Below are 24316 nucleotides of genomic sequence, written 5' to 3' on the forward strand. Positions count from 1 at the left end.
TCGCATTGTCCCCGGATGAATAAAACCTTAAGTTGCAGCGACAACCTATACGTTTCCGCGCCTTCTTTCTAGTGACGCAATTTGTCCGGATTCTTCCCGATTGATCCACACAGCGTCAGAACGGCGCGCGTTGGCTGCCCGGTTACCGGCTCAAGCGACGATCGGTACGGCAATGTCGTGTCCGGTGATTGCCTTGACATTGTTCCGGCCGCTGTGTTTTGCCCGGTACAGCGCCTTGTCGGCATTTTCCAGAATCTGTTCCGAACTGTCGAAAACGCCGCTTCGCATCGACGCGACGCCAAGGCTGGCGGTCATTCTTATGATGTCGTCCTGCGGGGCCTTGATACGCAGGCTGCTGATGGCGGTCCTGATCGCCTCTGCCACGCAGACACCGTCTTCCAGGCTGCAGGCGGGAAGAACAAGGGCAAATTCTTCTCCGCCGTACCGCGCGATATGACATACCCGGTCCGAGCAGACGCTACTGAGGACGCTGGCGGCGGCTTTGAGACACGCATCGCCGGCCTGATGGCCGTAGCGGTCATTGATGGACTTGAAGTGATCGAGATCGACCATGACGATGGCCAGATCATCGCCTCGCTCGACGGATGTGTTGAACGCCTCAACGAGCTTTCGCTCAAAACTGCGCCTGTTGGCGAGCCGGGTCAGGCCATCCTCCTCGGACAGGGTGTGCAGAATGGTGTTGGTCTTCAACAGGTCGCGTGACACCCGGCCATAGGCCTGAATGGCATCGAAAATGGTTGAGAGCTCCCGGAACAAGGGATGGCGGAATTTGACGTCGCCCGCTTCCTGCCGGTCAATCGACCCGAGATAGTTGATCGCCGTATGGATGGGGGCAATGATGTGGCGGGCCACAACCAACAGCGCGCCGATGGCGATTGCCACCGGGAGTATCAGGATGACGATCCACGCCAGCTGGATCATCCTGGCGGTCTTCTGAATGTCGCCGGACATCGCATAGGCGAGCGCCGCGGCATCCGTCGTCAGGTCCTGTGTCAGGCTGTCCGTCAGATGCATGGCCGATTGATAGGCCTCGAGCGCCTGCTTATCCAGCTGTGCGGCCGAAATCCCTTCGGTTTTCGTTTGGGCCAGTGCCTCGCTTCGCCTGATCTGTTCCCGCTTGGCAATGATGCGTTTTACCTGTTCGGCGACTTCCAGCACCTTGTCGGCCAGTTGCGCATTGTTATCCAGGGTGAAGCTTCGGGCGAGGACATGGGTCTGCAGCTGCACCTGCCGTTCCAGTTCGCGATCCCGGGCGAGATAGGCCGAGCGGACAAGCGAGGCCAGCCGTTCGATCTTCAGGGCATTGCGGTTCTGGGCCAGGACGAGCGGCAGCTGGTTTTCCTGCGCGTAATCGGCGTTGCTTTCGATCTTTTGCAGCAGGAAGAATGAATAGCCGGCCGCCGCAACGGCATAGACGAGGACAAGCGCAATCAGGAGCTGGCCTGCAGCCCGCATTGAAATTTGCATTCCCTGAAAAGGATTACGCATGTCGGGTAACGGCCTAATAGATGCTGAAGGGAAAGTAGTTGTTGTTGATCCGGTCATAGGTTCCGTTGAGCCGAATCTGGCTCAACGCCTCGTTAACCTGCTGGATAAGCTCGGCATTGCCCTTCGAGGCCGTCACATGCGATGTGCTGCGCAGGAGATCGCTGGTGAGCGGATCACCGACATAGTCGAACCTGGAGTTTTCGGGTGACTGCAGAAAGGCAAGCAGTTCTATCGAGTCCGCCAGCATCAGCTCGACACTGCCGGAGGTCAGCAGTTTCTGAGCGGAGGGCTGATCCGCGGCCAGAATGATCGTACTTTCGGGATAGACTTTCTTGAGATACTCGGCCTGCATCGTATCCTTGCCCGCGCCGATTTTAATGCCCTTCAAGGCAGCGGGGGAAATGTCGTGGAATTTCTGCGGATCGCCGGCAAAAGCCGAATGGGAACGGTAATAGGGCGTGGAAAATTCCATGCGCTTCGCGCGTTCATCGGTCAGCGACATGCTGGCAACCACGAGATCGTATTCGTGCTGTTCAAGCCGCGTGATGATCTCCACCCACGGCACCGTGACGATCGAGCAGTTTGCGTCCATCTCCTTGCAGAGGGCATGGGCGATTTCGACGTCGAAACCGGTCAGCTTGCCGGAGGCATCGATGAAATTGAAGGGAGGGTAGGCGCCCTCGGTCGCTATTCTCAGTGTCTGCTTTTCCGCCGAAGCCATACCGCCGAGCGAAACCAAAGCTGCAATTGCAAGAGCCAATACCGATTTCATCTTGTGTGCTCCAAATAGCATTTTGAACCATTTGGTTGCCTCGAAATGAATAAAGTGTAACCGGCGCCCCGCGATGTCGCGACATGATTTATTTTGATTGAACAGCTCAAGTTCAAATTTAGAAAAACCGGCTTCGGCGGGACGTTCGTGTGCCGCCCATTGGGCGAGCTGGAAATCAACCCAATAATAACCTGATCCGTTAATTCAACATCAAGTGTTTGTCCGTAGTGGAAGACCACGGGAGGATGCAAACAGGGACAGAGAGAACCGTAATCATGATGTTGGTGATGGCGTGTATCGGCGGAAAACACAACATTTGGCTTGTTCTCCTTGCGGCTTTCGTTTGCGTATCGGGTTCATGGGCGATTTTCCGCCTGTTCCAGCGGGCGGCGAATACAACAGGCCCAGAAAAAATCGGATGGCACTTCCTGACGGCAACGGCAGCGGGATCGGCGATCTGGTGTACCCACTTCATCGCCATGCTGGCCTATGATCCGGGAGCGCCCGTCGCCTTCGATGCCGTCCTGACCATCGTTTCGCTTCTGGTCGCAATCGGCGGGGCGCTGGTAAGTTTCGTCATAGCCACGAGCGGATCGGGCCGGCTGCCTTCCATCGTCGGCGGCTCGCTGTTGGGTGTATCCATCGCAGCCATGCATTACACCGGCATGTTCGCCTATCGCGTCCAGGGTATCGTTGATTGGGACATGACCTATCTGATGGCCTCGATTGTTCTGTCGGTCGTCCTTTCAGCCGTTTCATTGCACCTTGCCGTCAACGGCAAATTCAACAGGCGATTGGCCGCTGCGTCTGGCGTGCTGGCGCTTGCCATTGTCAGCCTGCATTTTACCGGCATGACGGCGTTCAAAATTACCCCGTTGTCGACGGCGGGTGCGTTCACCGATCACGCGGCCCTGCAGGCCATGGCCCTGGCAATTGCGCTGGTGGGCATGATTGTCGTGGGTACGGGGCTCGTCAGTTACCTCATCGATGACCGCACACGGGCGGATTCATATCAGCGGCTGCGCCAGATGGCGATGAACGACAGTCTGACGGGCCTACCCAACCGCGCCAGCTTCAATGACCGCCTCGACCGGGAAATCCGCGCAGCCGGCAATACCGGAAACCGGATTGCGCTGGTCTGCATCGATCTCGACCGCTTCAAGGAAATCAACGATGTCCGTGGGCATAGTTCCGGCGATGAGGTTCTGCGCACGCTGGCGCTGCGCATGAGCGATCTGTTGCACGACGGGGAATTCGTTGCGCGGCTGGGCGGAGATGAATTTGCCGCCATTCATCACGCGCACAGTGGAGAAGCGCTGAACGGGTTTCTCGCGCGTATTGAAACGGCGATGTTCAAGCCCATCCGCATCGGCGATTTTGACGTGAACCCTGGAGCGAGCATCGGCGTCGCACTCTATCCCGAGGATGCCGATACCAAGGAAATGCTGATCAACAATGCCGACCTTGCCATGTATCGCGCCAAGGCCGACCGGACCACGGCAGTGTGCTTCTACGAACAGGGAATGGACGAAACAGTCCGGGCCCGCCGGACATTGGCGGGGGAGCTGCGCGAGGCGCTCGACAACAATGAACTCGACCTGCACTATCAGGTGCAGACCGCAGTTTCGACCGGCGAGGTTCGCGGCTATGAAGTCCTGCTGCGCTGGAAGCATCCGAAGCACGGTTTCATCCCGCCGTCAGAATTCATCCCGCTTGCGGAGGAAACCGGTCTGATCCTGCAACTGGGCGAATGGGTTCTGCGCACGGCCTGTGCCGCCGCCACATCCTGGACGCCCGCCTACAAGATCGCGGTCAATCTGTCGCCCGTTCAGCTTTCCCATGCGGACCTGCCGAAGCTGATCCATGAAATCCTGCTGGAAACCCAGCTGCCCGCCAGCCGCCTCGAGCTTGAACTGACGGAATCGACGATCATCGCCGATAAGGTCCGGACCCTGCATATCCTGCGCCAGATCAAACAGCTGGGTGTCACCATCGCCCTCGATGATTTCGGAACGGGATATTCGTCGCTTGAAACCCTGCGGTCGTTTCCCTTCGATACGATCAAGCTGGACCGTTCCTTCATGAGCGAAGTCGAGACGAGCCCGCAGGCAAAGGCCATTATTCGCGCGGTTCTCGCGCTGGGCAAGAGCCTCAGCATCCCGGTTCTGGCCGAGGGTATCGAAACGCAGAGCCAGCTGTCGCTTCTGGATGCGGAGGGGTGCGACGCGGCGCAAGGCTTTTATCTGGGCAGGCCCGCCCCGCTGGACCAGATCATGATCAGCGGCCAGATCAGCAGGATTGAAGACGGCATTGCAGCGGAAACACCGCTGCCGCAAACAACTGCCATTCTGGCATTGTCGGCCTAGAATTCCGCGGTTCCACAGGGGCATCGCAGAACAGAAAAACGGCTTTTTGCCGCTGAAAGCTAACTGAAAGGTTGCGTCATCTATAGTACCCCTGCATCCATAAGAACACACCCACGGTGTGACAAAGAATTGAGGGTGCGGGAAACAAATCGAGGACGCAACAATGGCACTTTCACGCTCTTTTTTTCACACGGCTTCTTTTGCCGTTTTGATGGCCGCCAGCACATTCGGTGCCGGATCCGCCGCTCATGCCGATGACAAGATCACCATCATGGTGGGCGGCTATGAAAAGCACATCTATTTGCCTGCAAAGCTTGCCGAAGCGCTCGGCTATTTCAAGGACGAAGGCCTGGATGTTGAATTGCTCAACGAACCGGCCGGTGTCGATGCCGAAAACCAGCTGCTGGCAGGCGCCGTCCAGGGCGTTGTCGGTTTCTACGATCACTGCATTGACCTGCAGGCCAAGGGCAAGCTTGTTGAATCGATCGTTCAGTTCAGCCAGGCGCCGGGCGAAGTCGAACTGGTTTCGACCAAACACCCCGAGATCAAGTCTGCGGCTGACTTCAAGGGCATGAGCCTCGGCGTCACCGGGCTTGGCTCCTCCACCAATTTCCTCACGCAGTATCTGGCTTTCAAGAGCGGCTTGCAGCCCGGAGAGTTTACATCGGTGCCTGTCGGTGCCGGAGCGACATTCATTGCCGCCATGCAGCAGGACAAGATCCAGGCGGGCATGACAACCGAGCCGACCATCTCGCGCATGCTCAAGACCAAGGAAGCAAGTGTCCTGATCGACATGCGCACGATTGAAAGCACGCGGGCCGCTCTCGGCGGAACCTATCCCGCCGCATCGCTCTATATGGAAACATCGTGGGTCGATGCACACAAGGAAACGACGCAGAAGCTGGCGAATGCCTTCGTCAAGACCTTGAAGTACATCAACACCCACAGTGCGGATGACATTGCCGACAAGATGCCGAAGGATTTCTACGTCGGCGACAAGGAAGGTTATGTAAAGGCGCTTGCCGACGGCAAGGGCATGTTCACCGCAGACGGCGTGATGCCGGCGGACGGTCCGCAGACCGTACTGAACGTTCTGTCGAGCTTTTCCAAGAACGTCAAAGGCAAGCAGATCGATCTTTCCAAGACCTTCACGTCTGAATTCGTGAAAGCTGCCAAATAACCTTTCCGAGCCTATCGCTTCCGGCCGCCAGCGGCTGGAAGCGATCCCTTGGTATCGGGCATTGCGTGCACGCCCGTTATTCAGCACGCCCCAGGTATTTGCCATGAAAGACAATGCATCCCAGACCCCTGCCATTGAATTGATCAATGTCAGCCGCCGCTTCGTTTCACCGACCGGCAAGTCGCTGACTGCCTTGCGCGATTTCAACATGGTGGTCGAACCCGGCGAGTTCGTCGCCGTTGTCGGACCGACAGGTTGCGGCAAGTCCACAACACTCAATCTCGTCACCGGACTTGCCCGGCCAAGCGCCGGCGAAGTGCGCCTCATGGGCGGCCCGGTCAATGGCATCGATCCAAGAGTCGGCTTCGTGTTTCAGACCGACGCCTTGTTCCCGTGGCGCAATGTCATTGACAATGTCATGGCCGGCCCGCTCTTCCGGGGAAAATCCCATGCGGAAGCCACCCGCAGCGCCAGAGACTGGCTCGCCCGTGTCGGGCTGTCCCGCTTCGAGCAGCACTATCCGCACCAGCTTTCGGGCGGCATGCGCAAGCGCGTGTCCCTGGCCCAGACTTTCATCAATGAGCCTGAAATCCTGCTGATGGACGAGCCGTTTTCGGCGCTGGACGTGCAGACCCGGACCGTGATGCACGAAGAATTGTTGCGCCTGTGGGCGGAACGCAAGGCCTCGGTCATCTTTGTGACGCACGACCTGGAGGAGGCCGTCGCCCTCGCGGACAAGGTCTATGTGCTGACCGCCGGACCCGCAACGGTGAAATCCGTCTATCCCATCAATCTCCCGCGTCCGCGGGTGGTTGCTGACATTCGCTACGAGCCCCGTTTCATCGAATATTGCCGCACGATCTGGGAAGATCTGCGCGATGAAGTGGAAATGAGCTATCGCCGCGCCAGTCAGGCAGCCTGAACCGGAGGAATTTCACCATGACCGATACCCCATTGGAAAACATTGCTCCGATTTTCCGCGCCGGAACCTCGGACGCAGAAATAGAGGCTGCCGCTCTCAAGGCAATGCAACGCCGCAAACACGCTGTCTTGTTCTGGCGGCTCGTCATCCTGGTCGGCATTCTCGGCATCTGGGAACTTGCAGCCAACAGGCTTTGGATCGATCCGTTTTTCTATTCCAGCCCAAGCGGCATTGTCATGCGCCTGTATGAATGGATCACGGAGGGTACCGCCGAAGGGTCGCTCTGGTTCAATCTGTGGGTCACCATGGAAGAAGCATTGATCGGCTTTTTTGCAGGCTCCATTGCCGGCGTTCTGGTTGGCATCGGCCTTGGCCGCAACCAGTTTCTCTCCGACATTTTCTCGGTTTATATCAAGGCGATCAACTCGATCCCGCGCGTCGTTCTTGCCCCGATCTTCATCATGATCATGGGGCTGGGACTGGCATCCAAAGTGGCGCTGGCCTTCATCATGGTGTTCTTCGTGGTGTTCGCCAATGCATTTCAGGGCGTGCGCGAAGCCGACCGCAACATGATTGCCAATGCCCGTATTCTCGGGGCGTCCAACTGGCAGGTGACGCGCACGGTAATCGTACCATCGGCGATGAGCTGGATTTTCGCCAGCCTGCACGTCAGCTTCGGCTTTGCCATCATCGGCGCGATCGTTGGTGAATTTGTCGGCGCGCGCTTTGGTATCGGTCAGTTGATCTCGATTGCCAAAGGCACATTCGATGCGGCCGGCATGTATGCCGCCATCATTCTGGTGATGCTTGTTACGCTGCTGGCGGAAATGATCATGACCATGATCGAAACCCGGCTGGCAAAGTGGCGCCCGCAACAGCACACCGACATGCAGTAATCCAGCAGCCGGCGATCAAGACAGGACCGGCTCGCTCCGGTCCTGTTTTATTGTTGGCAGCTTGATGTCCACGGTCAATCCTCCGCTCGGGGAGGCGCCCAAACTCACCGTACCGTCAGCGCCGTCGACGACTTCCTTGACGATGGCAAGGCCCAGCCCGCTGCCCTCGGGCTGCACGTCCATGATGCGGTAGAACCGCTCGAAAACCTTCGCCCTTTCATCGTCGGGTATACCCGGCCCGTTGTCTTCGACACGAAGCTGCACCCATTCATCACCTTTGGAAACGGAAACCGTGACGGTGCCGCCAACCGGCGTGTAGCGCAGGGCATTGTCGATGAGATTGACAATCATCTCCGACAGCATCGGGCCGTCGCCTTCGACGAAAGCCGGTTCGCTGGCCTCGAAACCGAGATCGATCTGGCGGCGCAAGGCCGTTTCGGCATAGGTGTCGAGGACCTGCCGTGTTGCCGCGGTCATATCGACCCTGTCGCGCCGCGGCCTGCGGCTGCCCGGTTCGGCACGCGACAATGTCAGCAGCTGACTGGCGAGGCGGGCGAGCTGCTTCGTGCTGGACCGGAGAGCCTGCAAGGCCTCGTTGCGGCGGTCGTTGTCCTGTTCCCGGGCGGCAAAGCTTGCCTGGGTCGCGACCAGGGTCAGGGGGGTGCGCAACTGGTGCGCCGCGTTGGAGACGAACCGCCTCTGTGCCGCCATCTGGCTTTGTACGCGCTCCATATAATCATTGAGGGCGTGGACCAGGGGACGCAGTTCGGTCTGCACGGTTTCGGGGGAAAACGGATCAAGCCGCTCCCGTCCCTGTTCGCGCACCGCATCGCGCAGGCGCAGGACGGGCGTGAGCCCGCGCTGCAGCCCGACAATGGCGACAAAACCGGCGACGAGAACCAGCAGCACCTGTTTGGTGAAATCCGACAGCCAGAGCCTTTGCCGCATTGCCCGTTCGCCATTCAGCGTCACCGCGACGGACACGGACACTTCGGCATCCCGCGCCAGGCCGATCACCGGGTGGTTCAATGTCAGCACGCGTACCGGAGAGTCTCTGAACATCGCATCCTCGCCCACCTGTTCCTTCTTGGGTTCGGGCAGGTTGTCGAAGCCGGAGACCAGGGTTCCCCATGCCGTCAGCACCCGGTAAAAAACCCGGTCGCCATGGCCGATATCGAACATCTCAAGCGCAGCGGGCGGAATATCCACGGCAACCGTCCCGTTGGTGTCCACCGTCACGGCTTCGGCAATCACCCGGGCGGACGCCAGCAGCAGCTGATCGCTGACCAGATCGGCGGTGGCCTCGGCAGATTGAAAGCTGATGACGAGATTGACGCAGATCACACCGATCAGCGGAAGAACGATCCAGAGCAGAAGCTGGACCCGCAGGCTCTCGCTCAGCCGTTTCCACAAACGGCGGAATTTCGACTGCGTCTGGGGCTTGCGGTCACTCGCCATGGCGCAAAAGATAACCCATGCCGCGCAATGTCGCGATTTTCACCGAACTGCCTTCCAGCTTCTTGCGTACTCTGTGAACATAAATCTCTATGGCATTTGCATCGGCCAAATCATTGAAACCGAAGACACTTTCGCACAGGACAGTTTTGCTGACCGTCGTCCCCGCCTTGAAGATCAGGTGCTCCAGCACCGCATGCTCGCGCGGTGTCAGCGACATGAGCTTGCCCGACAGAAAGAACTGCCGCGTCCTGCCGTCGAACAGCAATTCACCCAGCTCGATCTCGGGATTGGCCCGGTTATGCCCACGGCGGAGCTGCGCCCGGATCCGCGCCTCCAGTTCGGCGATCTCGAATGGTTTGGCCAGATAGTCGTCGGCGCCTTCGTCGAGCCCTGCAACCCGGCCGCCAAGGCTTGCATTCGCGGTCAGTATGATGACCGGAACGGTACTGCCGCTCTTGCGCAGGCGCCGCAGCACGGTCATTCCGTCCATTTTGGGCAGGGACAGATCGAGAATGACAAGGGCATAGTCGGCGACCCGCAGGGCATGGTCGGCGTCCTCGCCATTATAGACGGTGTCGACGGCATAATGGGCCTGCCGCAGCGCTTTATCGAGCCAGGATGCCAAATCACGATTGTCTTCAACGAGGAGTATGCGCATGCGCGTAGGATATACTACGGGCGCAGGAATTTACCAATGCGCGTGGATTTTTTACGGACAAACATGATTCTTGCATCTCGCCAGCGCAGGGATTCATGATAAGAGCGCCAGGTGTGGAAAAGAGCCGCAGGTGCCGACCCAATCTTTACCACAATCATACCTGCGTGACATTCCTATCTGTATATTTCGAGCGCATGCTTCCCCTATGCTTTCGGTCAAGAATGGAGACGTACTTTATGAGCTTTCCCGCGGTATCTCGCTTGGCCGCAATGCTGGTCATCGGCATTGGCATCGGTAGTTTCCTTGGGCAACCGGCCGATGCTGCCAATGAGGTGCTGGTGCCGCCGGGCAACCGTTCCGAGACGCAGCCACCGATCCCCAAGACATCGGCGGACCGGGCGAAGGCCTTCAACACGACATATGACGAAAAATACAAGCAGATCATTGCGCTGCTCACGCGCGAGACAAAGCTGGTTGCGCAGATCAAGGATGCCGCCCGCGCCTATCACATCGATCCCATTCACATCGTCGGTGCGCTGGTCGGGGAGCATACGTACAACGTCAGTGCCGTCGGCAAGGTGCAGACCTATTATGTCAAGGCGCTGGCCTATGCCAATGCGGACTTCTCCTTCCGGTACAAGGGCGTCACGATCCAGGCTTTTGTCAAAAGGCCGGAATTTGCCGCCTGCGCCGCGCTGACAGCCAGCGCCGAGTTGTGGAATTGTCGCGATCAGGTCTGGGATGACCGATTTAGGGGCAAGACCGTCGATGATGTGGCCTATGAACCCATTTCACTGCAGCGGGCGTTTTTTCAGCCGTTCTACGGCGGTCAGACGTTTGGCCTCGGTCAGATAAGCCCGTTGGCGGCCCTGGAGGTGACGGACCTTGTCTCGCAGGTCAGCAAACTTCCAAAGCTTTCTCCCGATCAGCCTCAGGCGGTTTATCGCGATGTCATGGATCCCGACCGCAGCGTCGTCTACATCGCGGCAATCCTGCGCGATGCCATCGACGCCTATGCGGCGCAGGGTTTCGATATTTCGAAGAATCCCGGCATCACGGCGACCCTGTACAATGTCGGGCAGCCACGGCGCCGGGCCGCCGAGTTGCGGCAGGCGATCGCAAGCGGCAGCAACCGCAAATATCCGGTCGAAAACTATTATGGCTGGCTGATCAATGAAAAGCTCGATGACCTCGAAGGCATTCTTCAATCGAACGGGCAATGATCGGCGTCAGATCAGTTTCTTGCCTGAAGGTTTGCGGTGGAGGCTCTTGATGCGTCGCCGCGCAGATTGATGGATACCCAGATGTTGGGATTTTGCTGCGACTGGCGCTTGAGGAAATTATAGCCGGTGACGTCCCATGGCCTGACTTCTTCAGCCAGATTGTCGAGGACGAAATCGCCGCGGTCTGTCTTTACCGTCAGGATCGTGTGACCTTCGTCGTTCAAATCGCGCACGATGGTCATGAGCAGCGCCTGCCGTGGAAATCCGGCATCGAGCAGAAGCTTGCGCTTGTAGAGTGCATAAATCTTGCAGTCACCCTTGCCGTCGACCGGGTAATCCCAGTGATCCATCATCGTGCCCCAATGCTCAAGATTGCTCATCGGTTCGATGGATGCATTCACCTCGCGGTTGATGCGTTCAAGATAATTCCATGTCTCGGCTGTGAGTTTGACATCGGCTGCCGGCAGCGGCGAGACATTGCACTCCGCGGGACGCCGGCCGCAAAAATCCACCCAGCCATAGGGAATGCTCGTCTTGCCGCCGGTGGCTGCAGCGCTTGCCGCCGAGGGCTTCGTGTTGCCGGGGATCGCGCCGAACAGGGCCGCGCGGCGCTCGAAGGACACGGAGCGTGCCGTGGCCGCCGTGGACGGATTCGAGGAACCCGCATGCGTCAGCGATGAAAGGCCCAGAAACACACAGATCGCAACGCTCAACACACGCAACATTGCCGCTACCCCAACAAACTCTTAACAAGGAGTTAACGCCAAAATGGCTGCGTCAATCAATCAAATGTTAAACAAATGGTTAATGGCACGAGGCGCGTCGTGCCGCCGGGTTTCTCCGCTCGTATCGATCGGCAATGAGGTGTAGGTTCTCAGCGGTGTGGATTGCTGGACAAGGGGGATGGATGCGTAGGTTCGCATTCATCACAATTCGACCAAATTGCGAGCGATCCCATAGCGCCAGGAGAATGGGAGAAACTCGATGGAAGAAATCTCGTCTGAAGCATTTGAACATACGGAACATGCCCAGCACGCCCTGCACAGCGAGAATGCCTTTCTCGCCATTGTTGCGGTAACGATTGCGGTGCTTGCAGTCGTCGCTGCGGGCGTCGGCAGTCTGGAAACAATCGAGAGCGGCGGGGCCACCGCGGCCAAGACCCAGGCCGTGCTCTTCCAGAACAAGGCAACGGATAACTGGAATTTCTTCCAGGCCAAGAGCCTCAAGAAAAACATGTACGATATTGCCGCAGCGCAAGGCGGACCAAAGGCGGCTGATTTCGCATCCCAGTCACAGCGCAATGAAGCGGAAAGCCAGGAGATCCAGAAAACGGCGCGGGATTTCGAGGTCAAATCGGAGGATGCATTGCAGGAAGGCCTCGTCCACGAAGGGCGGCACCATCACCTGACAATCGCAGCGACGTTTCTGCACATAGCGATCGCGGTCGCGACCATTGCCATTATAACCGGCGGCCGCCGCTGGCCCTGGTATGCGTCCATTCTTCTCGGAGTCATCGGTACAATCATCGCCGGCGCGACCTACGCGATCTGAGCTGTTTTCCCGCGTTTGATCGTCAGCGCGTCCCATCAAGGGGCGGGCAGAATATGTTGCATCATTGCGTAATATAGGGTAGGGGGGTATATTATGTCACACACAACCAAAGATAAGGCCAAGCTCATCGCCCGCATCCGCCGCCTGAAAGGGCAGATGGAGGCAGTGGAGCGCGCGCTGGAGGCGGAAGTTGCCTGCGGTGAAATCCTCAATCTCGTCGCATCCGTCCGTGGCGCTGTAAACGGCCTGGTTGTCGAGCTGATCGAAGATCACATTCGCATGCATGTGGTCGATCCGGACAAGGACCCCGATGTGGAACGGGCCCAAGGCGCTGCGGAACTCATTGATGTCGTAAGGAAATATCTCAAATGAAAAATCACCACGCGGCACAGTCAAATGCCGGCTCGCACGACCATATATTCCTTGGCCAGAACCACGAGCGCAACGAACGGCGCACATGGATGGTTATCGCCTTGACCACGGTCATGATGATTGCTGAAATTGCCGCCGGAACCGTCTACGGTTCAATGGCGCTGGTGGCGGACGGCTGGCACATGTCAACCCACGCGGCGGCGATGCTGATAGCGGCCTTGGCCTATCTCTATGCGCGAAAGCACGCGCACAATTCGCGGTTCACGTTCGGAACCGGAAAATTCGGCGATCTGGCGGCCTTTGCCAGTGCGGTAGTTCTGGCTCTGATTGCACTGCTGATTGCCTGGGAAAGCTTTGTCAGGCTGGCGAATCCCGTTCCGATCAATTTTCCCCAGGCAATATCGATTGCCGTCGTTGGTCTTGCGGTCAATCTGCTTTCCGCCTGGCTCCTGCGCGATGATCATTCGCATCATGGCGACCATGATCATCATCACGATCATGCTCATGCTCATGCGCACGACAATAACCTTCAAGCGGCCTATATCCACGTGCTCGCTGACGCGCTGACTTCGGTGCTGGCCATCGGCGCTCTTGTAACGGCAAGTCTCTATGGATGGCTTTGGCTCGATCCGGCCATCGGCATCATTGGTGCGCTGGTCATCGCCAATTGGTCGTTCGGGCTCATCCGGCGTGCCGGGGGCGTGTTGCTGGACTATGTTCCGTCAAGCGAGGATCTGCCGGAAGAAATCCGTTCGGCCATCGAACGGGAAGGGGATGTGATCACGGATCTGCATGTCTGGCAGCTGGGCCCGGGTCATCACGGCGCCATTGTTTCGCTGGTGACCGATCATCCGAAAGCACCGTCTTCCTATCGCGCAAAGCTGTCCCACATTCATGATCTGTCGCATGTGACGGTCGAGGTTGAGCATAAGGCAGCCTGACGACTGCGACAGAATTGATTCCCATGCACCAATGATTCTCATGGGGTTGCCTTTGGAAAGTGTGTATTTCCGAGGTTGGCGTTAACCTTTTCTGGGTACCTGCTTGTAGTGAATAAACGCGCAACAGAAGGCATTGCGCGTTTATTCCACACTCTTTGAAAGTAGCGGTGCTTAATTGTGTTATTTTTGCCACTCGATGTTTATTCTGTGTGGATTAAGCAGAGAAATACTCTGAACTGACTAGCCTCATTTCAACAAAATATGCATTTTGTGCTGCTTGGGTGCGTGTTCGCACCGGAATGCTGGGGGAGCCACCATGCGTTTTTCCGTGTTGCACACGCGATTTCTGTCTCTTTTTACCACAACAGCACTCATCTCAATTGCCAGTCCAACCATAGGTTGGGCGGCGTGCAGCAGCCTTGCGCCGGTATCGGGCCAGACGGTCACCTGCGATACTTCGGCACCCAATCCCGCGACGGCGGGCGTGCATGCGGTAGCGGGAAGCTCCGGCGTCAATGTCAATATTGGTAGTGGTGCCCAGTTGAATATTGTCCGCAGCCCCACCGAGAACTCCGGTGTCAGTGTCGTGGATGGCAGCACTGTCGTGAACAACGGCGCGATATCGCTGACGGGATCGGGCAGCACCGGACTCAATCGCGGTGCGGGTCTGGTCGGCACCGGAAGCAACAACAGCCTGACCAACAACGGTTCGATCAGCACGACCAACCAATACAATGACGGCATGGCCGCAGACGGCTCCGGCAATACGCTCACAAACAATGGCACGATCACGACAACGGGACCCAACGCTTACGGCATGACGGCCAGTTGGGGGCAGAGCGGCGGCGGATCGCCGAACAATACCCTTATCAACAATGGAACGGTCACGACCAACGGAAGCAATGCGCGTGCGGCCTCCATTCTCGGGCAAAACGGAACCGTCATCAATACCGGTACATTGACGACAACCGGCAACAGTGCTCCAACGGTTTACATGCAGGGCACCAATGCCCGTCTCACCAACAGCGGTGTGATTCATGCGCAGGGTGGCGCGGCATCCGGTGGCCTGCCTTCGGACGGCGTGTTTTCGAACACGCTGGGGTCGAGCTTCAACGCGACAATCGAGAATTTGGCCGGCGGTCAAATCATCAGCGATCAGGGGCCCGCGATCCGCACGCTGAACGGCGCGACCAAGATCACGAATGCCGGATTGCTGAGCGGCGGCAATGGTTTCGCCCTGAGCGGCGGCACCGGCAATATCGACTTCACGCTGCAGACCGGCTCAAAAATCATTGGAACCGCCAATGGCGGGGGCGGCAGCAATCAGCTGACCCTTCAGGGCTCGGGGCTGATCGACAACGCCTTCACCAATTTCCAGACGATGTACATGAAAGGTACTGACTGGACATGGGCGGGAACCGGAGATTTTCACGACAGTTTCATCCAGACAGGCAACTTCACTCTGCAAAAGGACCTGACTGGCAATGTCACCGTATCCCCGGGGGCGAAACTGCTCGCCGGAGGTGGCTTCAATCCATCGATCACACCTTATGCCGGCGGACCGGCAATCACCGTCACCAATGCGGGTGTCATCGATTTGACCAATGGTTCGGGTGCTGCGGGAGACCGGCTGACCATCGTGGGCAACTATGTCGGCAACAATGGCTCACTTCTCCTGAACACCGTTCTTGGCGATGACTCCTCCGCATCGGACAAACTCGTTCTATCCGGTGGAACGGCGACCGGTACAACCGGCGTTGCCGTTACCAATGTCGGAGGGACTGGCGCTGCGACGGTGATTGACGGCATCAAAGTGATCGATGCCGTGAATGGTGCCACAACGGCCGGGAGTGCATTTTATCTGAGCGGCCGTGCCGCGGCCGGGGCTTACGAGTATTTTCTGTTCAAGGGGGGCGTCAGCGCGAACACGACCCAGAATTGGTACTTGCGCTCGGAATATGTCACCCCCACGCCGACGCCGGACAATCCAACGCCGACCGGACCTATCATTGCGCCAACCGATCCGGCAACGCCAAACGTTGTGCAGCCGCCCGTTCCAGGCGGACAACCGCCGGAACCGGGTGCAACACCGGTTACCCCGGTCGTTGAGGAGCGGGGCGGGGTGTCCGTGAGCGTCGTGCCGCTGCTTCGTCCGGAAGTCGCGACCTATTCCGCACTTCCGCCGGCCGCCAGGCTGGCAACGCTGGCAACGCTGGGCACGTTCCACGAGCGCCGCGGTGAGCAGAGCGTTCTCACGCCAGGCAGTGACCTGTCGGCGGCCTGGGGACGCGTTTTCGGTCAAAGCATCGAGCAGGGCTGGGCAGGCACGGCATCACCCTCGATTGACGGATCAATTTGGGGATTTCAGACGGGTATAGATATCCTGCGCCGGCAGAGTGAAGGCGGCCATCGGGATATTGCGGGTATCTTCTTCGGTTATGCCGGCATGAATTCCGATGTCAAAGGTCAGGCCCTTGGCTGGAATAATTTGAGTACAGGCAAGATCAAGGTCGACGCGACAAGTGTCGGCGGTTACTGGACGCATATCGGTCCCTCCGGCTGGTATCTGGACGGTATTGTGATGGGAACCTGGTATGGCGGCAATGCGCGCTCGGTGAGCGGAGCCGGCATAGACAATGACGGCAGCGGCATTACCGTGTCGCTCGAAGGCGGCTATCCCTTCGCACTGACCGACAACTGGCTGCTTGAACCGCAGGCCCAGCTCATCTGGCACCGCACCTGGCTCGACAATCAGCAGGATGCGTTCTCCGGTGTTTCGTTCGACAGCAACGATGCCGTGACAGGCCGTATCGGTGCGCGGCTGCAAGGCAATTACCAGACCGCGCGTGGATTGTTCCAGCCCTACCTCAAGGCCAATCTCTGGCACAATTTCAAGGCCACCGATACGGTGCTGTTCGGCACCGATCCGATCACGACCCAGGCGGAAAGCACGTCACTCGAATTGGGCGGCGGTATCGTCCATAACTTCACCAAGAATGTGAGTGCTTTCGCCACCGCCGACTACACCTTTGACGTGAGCGGCGAGCGGAAGCGTGCCTTCGAGGGGAATATTGGCCTGACCGTGAAGTGGTAGCAGCCAGTCTTGCAAGCCGCCATGGCATTGTGGCTCGTGGAGCGCTCATTTGAAGCGTTCCACGTGTTCACCTTCAATTGCGCGGCATGTTGCAATGGAAAGCCATGTATCAGATAGATGAATGACAGGGCGGATGGGTTAATATTCCGCAACCAGATGCTTAACGTAAATTCATTTACAAAGGATACGTGATTAAATATTTCCTCGTTGAGGGTGAATAGTAGCCATTCGATAAGTTCTTTTAAATATATAAGAATTAAGTATTATGCAGTGAATAACTACTGAGTCCTTTATAGAGAATCGGAGGTGCTTGCCAGCGGCAAGCAAACCTTGAGGAGGATGAATGAGTTTCGGATATTCGGTGCGCAAGTTCACGACAGTCGGTCTGGCCGCTTTGCTTGGCCTTTCCAGTCCGGCATTGGCCGCCACGACAACCGGTACCTTTACTGTCCAGATTGCTATTCAGGCATCCTGTGTCCTGGTGAGCACCGCGACGCTCACCTTCACCGCCGTGGGTGTGATCGCGGCAAATGACGATGCGTCCACCACGCTTTCCGTGCAGTGCACCAACACGACGCCGTACAATATTGGCCTCGATGCGGGGATCGGCGTGGGTGCAACAGTGGCTTCGCGCAAGATGACCGCGCCCGGCGGCGCGCTGGTGAACTATACGCTCTATTCTGATACCAACAGAACCACCGTGTGGGGGCAGACCATCGGTACCGATACGGTTTCAGCCTCGGGTAGCGGCGCGGCGCAACCCTATACGGTATACGGGCGGGTTCCCGTCCAGACAACGCCAGCGCCCGGCACCTACACCGATACGATCACGGTGACAGTCACCTATTGAGGATAAGCCGAATATGTGCGGCTGATCTGCCGCACGGGCCTTGCTCTCGTTCAGGAATGCCGCTGATATCCTCCGGCAACACCCTGGGGTGAGAGGACCGTCTGCCAAAGCTGGATCTGACGCGCCCGAAAGCATCCGGCCATGCACAACAGGTAATAGCGCCACATGCGATAGAAACGCTCGCCATATTTGGAAGCAAATTGCGGCCATGCGGCCTCGAACCGCGCATGCCATGCCAACAGTGTCCTGTCGTAGTCGGCACCGAAATTGTGCACGTCCTCGATGACGAAGCGGCCATCCACGCTGGTGGATATCTCAGCCAGGGACGGCAGTTCGCCATTGGGGAAGATATACCGGTCAAACCACGGATCGATCATGTTCCGGGTGCGTTTCCGCCCGATTGTATGCAGCAGGAACAATCCGTCATTCGACAGGCTGCGCCTGCAAGCGTCAAAGAAAGCGGGGTAGTTCTTGTGCCCGACATGCTCAAACATGCCGATCGACGCAATCCGGTCGAATTTCTCAAGTCCCTCGACATTGAACGATCGGTAATCCGCGAGGCGGAATTCGACGGGCAGGCCCTTCAATGTCTGTTGCGCGAATTCCGCCTGTTCCCTGGAAATGGTCAAGCCGACACAGGAGACGCCATAGTTCTCGGCGGCAAACTGCATCAGGCTGCCCCAGCCGCAGCCGACATCCAGAAGGCGCATGCCCGGTTGAAGACCGAGCTTGCGGCAAACGAGATCGAGCTTTGCACTCTGGGCGTCGTCGAGATTGCCGGCGTCTTTCCAGTATCCGCAGGAATAGGTCATGCGGCGGTCAAGCATCGCGGAAAACAGGTCATTACCAACATCGTAATGTTCCTTTCCAACCTGCCAGGAGCGCCTGCTGTTCTGCAAGTTGAGCAATCGCGCCCGCAATGTTTGCAACACGTCCTTGGCCGTCACATGTTCGGTCAGATTGGCGCGAAATATGCGGTCAAAGAACTGATCCAGCGCCGCACAGTCCCACCATCCGTCCATGTAGCTTTCGCCGAGGCCCAGACTGCCTTGCCCCAGGATGCGGGTTGCGGCTCTCGGATCCTTGATCTGGATATCCCAGGGGGCGTCGCCGTTGACGCGAATACCGGCACGGCCCAGAAGATTGCTCAATGTACCGAGTGCTGAAGACTTGCTGCCGTTGGCCGGTGCCGGCTGTGGTTTGGCTTCTCTCTTTGATGCGTCGTCGAAATCCACGTCCATGTTTGCTCCAGCGCTGGTGCTTCAAGTGTGCCGTTGGGATCGAAACCTGATTTGCAGCCATATGAGCAGAAAGGACGACGCAATGTCAAAAATTGTTCAGGCGACTTCCACCCGATTGCGTCCGCTGGTTTTCGCGCGATAGAGCGCCCTGTCTGCCGCTTTCAGCAATGCTTCCATGCTGGTGTGCTGCCCGTTGAGACTGGCAACGCCCGCACTGACCGTGACGGTTACGTTCTCAAGGTCCGTGGAAAAGCGCGCAAGCTCGATCTCGCTGCGCACCCGCTCGGCGAGTTCATTGGCTACGTCCTGCGGCGTATTCGTCAGCAGCAGGACGATTTCCTCGCCGCCGTAACGGACAACGACGTCGGTGATGCGGACATTCCTGCGGATGATGGCGGCGACATCCGCCAGCACCATGTCACCCGTATCGTGACCCCACCGGTCATTGATGGCCTTGAAATGATCGATGTCGATCATGACCAGGGAACAATGGGCTGCCTTGGACTTGTTGTCATTCATGGCCCGAAGCGCCGCGCGATCGAAAGCGCGCCGGTTCTGCAGCTTTGTCAGCGGGTCCACCCAGGCTTCGTGCTCCAGAGCCCGCATGATCCGCAGGCGGGACTTTTCCCGCTCGAGAAAATCCGAGAGAATCACGACATTCACAATGTTGGCGACGACGACGGCAAAGAGGGGAAATCCGACGATCGTTGCAATGATGTCGCGCGGCAACAGGCTGATCGAGACGAGCGACAATGAGGCGAGCATGCCTGTCACAACGGAACGGATAAACCCGATCGGAAGCTTGCGCACGGGGATAAGCGCGACCCCGCACCCTATGGCGCAAATCAGGACAATCGAAATCAGTCCCGGTACCACCCCCACGCCGCCAAGCCAGATTCGGTATCCAGCCATGAACAGGGCGGCAACGATTGTGCCGACAGGCCCGCCATAGGGGTATGCGATGGCAAGCAATGCTGTTCGTCCGTCAAAGATGACCCCCGGTGCGATAACGACCGGATCATTCATCGACAATATGCCGCCAAGCGCCAGCAGAACGCCGACAGCCGCGCCCTTTTTCCACCCTTTGGAAAAGGTGCGGATGACAATGGAGTAGCTAAGGATGACAAGCGCCGTCAGACCAAGGATACGAACAACACCGGTCAACAATATGCTGTAGTCCATGTGGCCCTCTTGGTGTTTGTGCATCAAACCTGGCCGCAGCAGATGATGAGCATATCAGATCAGCGAAGACAGAACGTGGCAAGCGCTTGCCGGTCACATTTTGTCACTGCCTTCACTTGCCGTGTATAGGTTGAGAAAAGGTCAATTCGGCGCGAGATGGATGAAACGTTTCATGGCGGGTGCTGTTTTCGCCGGCGCGGCCAGGTGCAATCGTCACCAACCGGAGGCGTCATTCCAGCGGGCTATCAGGCACGGCATATCCGTGTCTGACCGGGCAAATCCCGAATTGCATGAATTATAATTCACGATATGAATTATATTGACAGCCGCTTTGTCATACGCTTAGTTATCCCTGCCAGCACTCGAGGAGGATTGCTGGTCTTCATAAGGAACAGCGGCGGCCATTCAAGGCGCCACACACCAATGGGAGGGGCTTCGGCCTCGAGGAGGACACTTGCGCACTTTTCTGGGCACGACCGCCATGGCGGTCCTTGCGACCACACTCTTTGCATCATCGGCGAACGCGGAAACGGAAAATCCGTTCCGCTGCAAGCCGGGTGAAAAATACGTCATGAACGTCATGGTTTCGGGCGTTGAATACTGGTTTCCTGTTTATGAAATGTTCAAGCAGGCGGGCAAGCAGCTGGGCTGCGAGACAGCCTATACGGGCACACCGGAATATGACGTCAACAAGCAGATAGCGAGTTTCGATCAGGCGCTGGCGCAGAACCCTGCCGGTATTCTGGTGCATCCAATGAATTCCGACCCCTTCATCGAACCGATCAACCGGGCGGTCGACCAGGGCACGGCCGTCGTCACTTTCGCGGCTGACTCGCCGCTGTCCAAGCGGATTTCATTCATCACCTCGGATAACAAGCGTGAAGGTATCTACGCCGCCGACGCCATCGCCACGAAGCTGGGCGGCAAGGGCGAATATGCCGTTCTGGAAAATCCGGGCCAGGACAATCATGACCGCCGCGTCACGGCCTTCATCGACCGGATGAAGGAAAAGTGGCCGGATATGAAGCTGGTCGGCAGGGCGGCGTCGAATCAGGACCCGACAAAGGCGTATCAGGGCCTGATGAGCATCGCCCAGGCCAATCCCAATCTGGCAGCCGTCTTCATGCCGGAAGCCAACTCTGCGATTGGCGCTGCGCAGGCCAACAAGGAAAGCGGCGGCAAGATTCTTGTCATGTGCGCCGACGTCAATGCCAATATCCTTGATATGATCAAGGCCGGTCAGGTCTTCGGCTCGATCAATCCCAATCAGGGCATGCAGGGCTATATGGGCTTCATGCTGCTCTGGTTCGCCAAGCATCCGGAGCTGATCGATCCCATGAACGATGCCAAGCGCGCCGGGTCCAACCCGATGAGCATCCCCTTCGTCGACAATGGCCTGTCCATTGTAACGGCCGACAATGCGGATGACTTCTTCTGGGACAAGTACCTCAAGCGTCGCGGCACCAAGGGCATCGACGAGTAGTCTTCGCAGATGGCTATCCGGGCCCGCAAGGTCCGGATAGCCTCGGCGAACGGGAGGGAGGAAGGCGCGATGGCATCGGAACCGGTCTTGAGTATCCGCGGTATCACCAAGCATTTCGGTGCGGTGAAAGCGCTGACGGGCGTCGACTTCACGCTGGCGCGCGGCGAGGTCCACGCGCTTTGCGGTGAGAACGGTGCCGGAAAATCCACGCTCATGAACATTCTTGCCGGCGTCCTTCAGCCCGATGACGGTGAGATTCTGCTCGATGGTAAACCGCAGAAGATCGGATCGCCTTCGGTTGCGCAGTCACTGGGCATCGGACTGGTGCATCAGGAGATCGCGCTTTGCCCCGACGCCAGCGTCGCCGAGAACATTTTCATGGCGACCACAAGCCGCAGCCGGTCGCTTCTGATGAATTACCGCAGGCTGGAACGCGACGCGCAGGCGGTCATGGACCGGCTGGCGCCCATCGACGTCCGGCAAAGGGTCGGCGACCTGGCGATTTCCAGCCAGCAGCTGGTGGAGATTGCCAAGGCACTCACGCTCGACTGCCGGGTGCTGATTTTCGACGAACCGACGGCGGCGCTGACGGAAGCGGAAACGCGGATACTCTTCGGCATCATCCGGGAACTGAAGGCGCATGGCATTTCCATTATCTATATCAGCCACCGGATGGCGGAGATTTTCAGCCTGTGCGACCGGGTCACCGTGCTGCGCGATGGCCGCTATGTCTCCACCGAAGATATTGCCGATGTCACCCCCGATGACGTGGTGCGGCGCATGGTGGGACGCGAGATCACGCAGCTCTATCCGCCCAAGCAGATCGAAACCGAGCGCTCGGGCGAGACAATCTTGTCGGTTCGCGCGCTCGGCGACGGGGACCGTTTCAGCCGCGTGTCGTTTGATCTGAAGCGCGGCGAAATCCTCGGGATTGGCGGGCTTATCGGGTCCGGGCGCACCGAGATTGCCGAGGGCATTTGCGGCTTGCGGGCAGCTGTCGAGGGTGAGGTTTCCCTGCACGGCACGTCTCAGACCATTCGAACCTATGCCGATGCGGTCCGGGCTGGCATTGTCTATCTCTCCGAAGACCGCAAGGGCTCGGGCGTTTTCCTGGACCTGTCGATTGCCCAGAACATCTCCGTTCTCAACCTGAAGGCAGTCACCGGTCATCTCGGTTTGATCGACGCCAAGGCCGAAGGCCAGCTCGCCGGCGACTTCGCGCGCAGGCTCGGCGTGCGGATGAACCATGTCGACATGCCGGTGTCGTCGCTCAGCGGCGGCAACCAGCAGAAGGTGGCCATCGCCAAGCAACTGGCGGTCCAACCCAAGGTTATCCTGATGGACGAGCCGACGCGCGGCATCGATGTCGGCGCGAAATCCGAGATTCATCAGCTTCTGCGCGAACTCGCCCGCTCGGGGATCGGCATTGTTGTCATTTCCTCCGAGCTTCCGGAGCTGTTGGGCCTGTGTGACCGGGTGCTTGTCATCCGCGAGGGAACGCTGGCCGGTGAACTCGGCAGCGATGAAATGAACGAAGAAGCGATTATCCGGCTCGCATCCGGACTGAAACATACAACGACGCATGCACCAGAACATGCAGCCTGAAGAGCGATTGGGAGATACACGAATGGCGGTCGAGACGATGACGGCAAAAACGGTGCGGGTTTCATCCTGGAAGAAATTGGGCTCGATGCGCGAAGCCGGTCTCATCGCCATCATTCTCGCGCTCTGCATCGCGATGAGTTTCGTCTCGCCGCATTTTCTGACGCTTGGCAACTTCCGCGCCATGCTGATGAGCTTTTCCGTGGAAGGCATTGTCGTTGTCGGCATGACGATCCTTTTGATCGTCGGCGGCATCGATCTCGCCGTCGGTTCGGTTGTCTGCTTTGCCATGGTGCTTTCCGGCACGCTGTTCCTGGCCGGGCTCGACCCGTGGACGGCCTCGCTCATCGGCATTCTGGCCAGCGGGCTGATCGGCTGTGTCATGGGGTTCTTCGTCACGGTGGTGGGGCTCAACCACTTCATCACCTCGCTGGCCGGCATGGTGATCGTACGCGGCCTGTGCCTGATCATCACCAAGGGAACGCCGCTTTCGCTTTTCACCCTGCCGCCCGCATTCAAGGCGGTCGGGCAGGGCTCGTTTTACGGGGTGCCTTACGTCATCCTCATCTTCTTCGCGGTCGTCATGCTGTTCGATTTCCTGCTGCGGCGCGCCACCGCCCTGCGCAAGGTTTTTTATACCGGCAGCAATGAAAAGGCGGCGCTTTATTCAGGCATCCGCACGAAGCAGGTCAAGTTCTGGGTAACGGTTCTCTGTTCGACCCTCGCGGGGTTCGCCGGGGTCATCTACATGTCGCGCTTCGGCGCGGCGACACCGACCTTTGGCGTCGGCATGGAGCTCAACATCATTGCGGCTGCGGTTATCGGTGGTGCATCGCTCAATGGCGGGTCCGGCACGATCCTTGGCGCCATCCTTGGCATAGCGCTGCTGTCGCTCGTCACCAGCTCGCTGGTGCTGCTCGATGTCTCCGTCTACTGGCAGGACATGATAAAGGGGTGCATTCTTCTGACGGCCGTCTCCATCGACCATTTCCTGCACAAGCGGAAGGCCTCCTGAC

20 protein-coding genes are annotated in these 24316 nt (G+C 58.2%); 13 read left to right on the forward strand and 7 right to left on the reverse strand.

Annotation, left to right across the window (positions count from 1 at the left end):
* Nucleotides 1–150: 150 nt before the first annotated feature.
* Both ACIQWS_RS18290 and ACIQWS_RS18295 read right to left on the reverse strand, forming a co-directional pair.
* The gene (locus tag ACIQWS_RS18290; protein ID WP_403182439.1) at nucleotides 151–1476 is read right to left on the reverse strand and encodes a diguanylate cyclase; all 1326 of its coding nucleotides are present in this window, start codon (nucleotides 1474–1476) and stop codon (nucleotides 151–153) included.
* Nucleotides 1477–1522: 46 nt separating this feature from the next.
* Nucleotides 1523–2281 (reverse strand): transporter substrate-binding domain-containing protein, encoded by a 759-nt coding sequence (locus tag ACIQWS_RS18295; RefSeq protein ID WP_403182442.1) that lies wholly within the window; start codon nucleotides 2279–2281, stop codon nucleotides 1523–1525.
* Nucleotides 2282–2556: 275 nt separating this feature from the next.
* Here ACIQWS_RS18295 and ACIQWS_RS18300 point away from each other — a divergent pair, with 275 nt between their 5' ends.
* The 4 genes from ACIQWS_RS18300 to ACIQWS_RS18315 all read left to right on the forward strand — a co-directional run bounded on the left by ACIQWS_RS18300 (nucleotide 2557) and on the right by ACIQWS_RS18315 (nucleotide 7645).
* Nucleotides 2557–4647, forward strand: a complete 2091-nt coding sequence (locus ACIQWS_RS18300; protein ID WP_403182447.1) for a putative bifunctional diguanylate cyclase/phosphodiesterase — start codon at nucleotides 2557–2559, stop codon at nucleotides 4645–4647.
* 163 nt (nucleotides 4648–4810) lie between these two features.
* Nucleotides 4811–5827 carry an ABC transporter substrate-binding protein gene (locus ACIQWS_RS18305; RefSeq protein WP_223614898.1) on the forward strand — a complete coding sequence of 339 codons (1017 nt, stop codon included), beginning with the start codon at nucleotides 4811–4813 and terminating at the stop codon, nucleotides 5825–5827.
* A 103-nt stretch (nucleotides 5828–5930) separates the two neighbouring features.
* On the forward strand, nucleotides 5931–6749 hold the full coding sequence (locus ACIQWS_RS18310) for an ABC transporter ATP-binding protein (protein WP_223614899.1): 819 nt from the start codon (nucleotides 5931–5933) through the stop codon (nucleotides 6747–6749).
* 17 nt (nucleotides 6750–6766) lie between these two features.
* Nucleotides 6767–7645 (forward strand): ABC transporter permease, encoded by an 879-nt coding sequence (locus ACIQWS_RS18315; protein ID WP_346305088.1) that lies wholly within the window; start codon nucleotides 6767–6769, stop codon nucleotides 7643–7645.
* Between the two features lie 15 nt (nucleotides 7646–7660).
* On the opposite strand, the gene ACIQWS_RS18320 is transcribed toward ACIQWS_RS18315, so the two are convergent.
* A complete protein-coding gene (locus ACIQWS_RS18320; protein WP_403182454.1) occupies nucleotides 7661–9103 on the reverse strand; it encodes a sensor histidine kinase in 1443 nt (480 codons plus the stop codon).
* Nucleotides 9093–9761 carry a response regulator gene (locus ACIQWS_RS18325; protein ID WP_105733521.1) on the reverse strand — a complete coding sequence of 223 codons (669 nt, stop codon included), beginning with the start codon at nucleotides 9759–9761 and terminating at the stop codon, nucleotides 9093–9095. Before ACIQWS_RS18325 ends, ACIQWS_RS18320 begins: the two co-directional genes overlap by 11 nt.
* A 236-nt stretch (nucleotides 9762–9997) precedes the next feature.
* Here ACIQWS_RS18325 and ACIQWS_RS18330 point away from each other — a divergent pair, with 236 nt between their 5' ends.
* Nucleotides 9998–10984: a DUF1402 family protein gene (locus tag ACIQWS_RS18330; RefSeq protein WP_403182459.1), complete on the forward strand. Its 987-nt coding sequence runs from the start codon at nucleotides 9998–10000 to the stop codon at nucleotides 10982–10984.
* An 11-nt stretch (nucleotides 10985–10995) separates the two neighbouring features.
* Here the strand turns inward: ACIQWS_RS18330 and ACIQWS_RS18335 are convergent, their stop codons facing one another.
* The gene (locus ACIQWS_RS18335) at nucleotides 10996–11709 is read right to left on the reverse strand and encodes a transglutaminase-like cysteine peptidase (protein ID WP_403182461.1); all 714 of its coding nucleotides are present in this window, start codon (nucleotides 11707–11709) and stop codon (nucleotides 10996–10998) included.
* Nucleotides 11710–11968: 259 nt separating this feature from the next.
* On the opposite strand from ACIQWS_RS18335, the gene ACIQWS_RS18340 reads away from it, so the two are divergent.
* The 5 genes from ACIQWS_RS18340 to ACIQWS_RS18360 all read left to right on the forward strand — a co-directional run bounded on the left by ACIQWS_RS18340 (nucleotide 11969) and on the right by ACIQWS_RS18360 (nucleotide 17792).
* Nucleotides 11969–12535 carry a DUF4337 family protein gene (locus tag ACIQWS_RS18340; RefSeq protein WP_403182464.1) on the forward strand — a complete coding sequence of 189 codons (567 nt, stop codon included), beginning with the start codon at nucleotides 11969–11971 and terminating at the stop codon, nucleotides 12533–12535.
* Between the two features lie 93 nt (nucleotides 12536–12628).
* Nucleotides 12629–12907 (forward strand): metal/formaldehyde-sensitive transcriptional repressor, encoded by a 279-nt coding sequence (locus tag ACIQWS_RS18345; RefSeq protein WP_403182467.1) that lies wholly within the window; start codon nucleotides 12629–12631, stop codon nucleotides 12905–12907.
* Complete coding sequence (gene dmeF / locus ACIQWS_RS18350; protein ID WP_403182472.1) at nucleotides 12904–13848, forward strand: CDF family Co(II)/Ni(II) efflux transporter DmeF; 945 nt, start codon at nucleotides 12904–12906, stop codon at nucleotides 13846–13848. Before ACIQWS_RS18345 ends, dmeF begins: the two co-directional genes overlap by 4 nt.
* Nucleotides 13849–14164: 316 nt before the next feature.
* Nucleotides 14165–16942, forward strand: a complete 2778-nt coding sequence (locus tag ACIQWS_RS18355; RefSeq protein WP_403182476.1) for an autotransporter outer membrane beta-barrel domain-containing protein — start codon at nucleotides 14165–14167, stop codon at nucleotides 16940–16942.
* Nucleotides 16943–17285: 343 nt separating this feature from the next.
* Nucleotides 17286–17792 (forward strand): spore coat U domain-containing protein, encoded by a 507-nt coding sequence (locus ACIQWS_RS18360; protein ID WP_346305081.1) that lies wholly within the window; start codon nucleotides 17286–17288, stop codon nucleotides 17790–17792.
* Between the two features lie 50 nt (nucleotides 17793–17842).
* On the opposite strand, the gene cfa is transcribed toward ACIQWS_RS18360, so the two are convergent.
* Together cfa and ACIQWS_RS18370 are read right to left on the reverse strand one after the other, a co-directional pair.
* The gene (gene cfa / locus ACIQWS_RS18365) at nucleotides 17843–19033 is read right to left on the reverse strand and encodes a cyclopropane fatty acyl phospholipid synthase (RefSeq protein ID WP_403182479.1); all 1191 of its coding nucleotides are present in this window, start codon (nucleotides 19031–19033) and stop codon (nucleotides 17843–17845) included.
* Nucleotides 19034–19129: 96 nt separating this feature from the next.
* Entirely contained in the window at nucleotides 19130–20215 is a 1086-nt protein-coding gene (locus tag ACIQWS_RS18370) for a diguanylate cyclase (protein WP_346305079.1), read from the reverse strand.
* 454 nt (nucleotides 20216–20669) lie between these two features.
* Between ACIQWS_RS18370 and ACIQWS_RS18375 the strand changes: the two genes are divergently transcribed.
* The 3 genes from ACIQWS_RS18375 (at nucleotide 20670) to ACIQWS_RS18385 (ending at nucleotide 24315) form a co-directional block, all read left to right on the forward strand.
* A complete protein-coding gene (locus ACIQWS_RS18375; protein ID WP_223614911.1) occupies nucleotides 20670–21698 on the forward strand; it encodes a substrate-binding domain-containing protein in 1029 nt (342 codons plus the stop codon).
* A gap of 69 nt (nucleotides 21699–21767) precedes the next feature.
* Entirely contained in the window at nucleotides 21768–23303 is a 1536-nt protein-coding gene (locus tag ACIQWS_RS18380; protein WP_403182484.1) for a sugar ABC transporter ATP-binding protein, read from the forward strand.
* A 22-nt stretch (nucleotides 23304–23325) separates the two neighbouring features.
* Nucleotides 23326–24315, forward strand: coding sequence for an ABC transporter permease (locus ACIQWS_RS18385; RefSeq protein ID WP_403182488.1), 990 nt, complete (start codon nucleotides 23326–23328; stop codon nucleotides 24313–24315).
* Nucleotide 24316 lies beyond the last annotated feature (1 nt).

This window comes from Phyllobacterium sp. NPDC097923 (genome assembly GCF_044760925.1).
Taxonomy (GTDB): domain Bacteria; phylum Pseudomonadota; class Alphaproteobacteria; order Rhizobiales; family Rhizobiaceae; genus Phyllobacterium; species Phyllobacterium calauticae.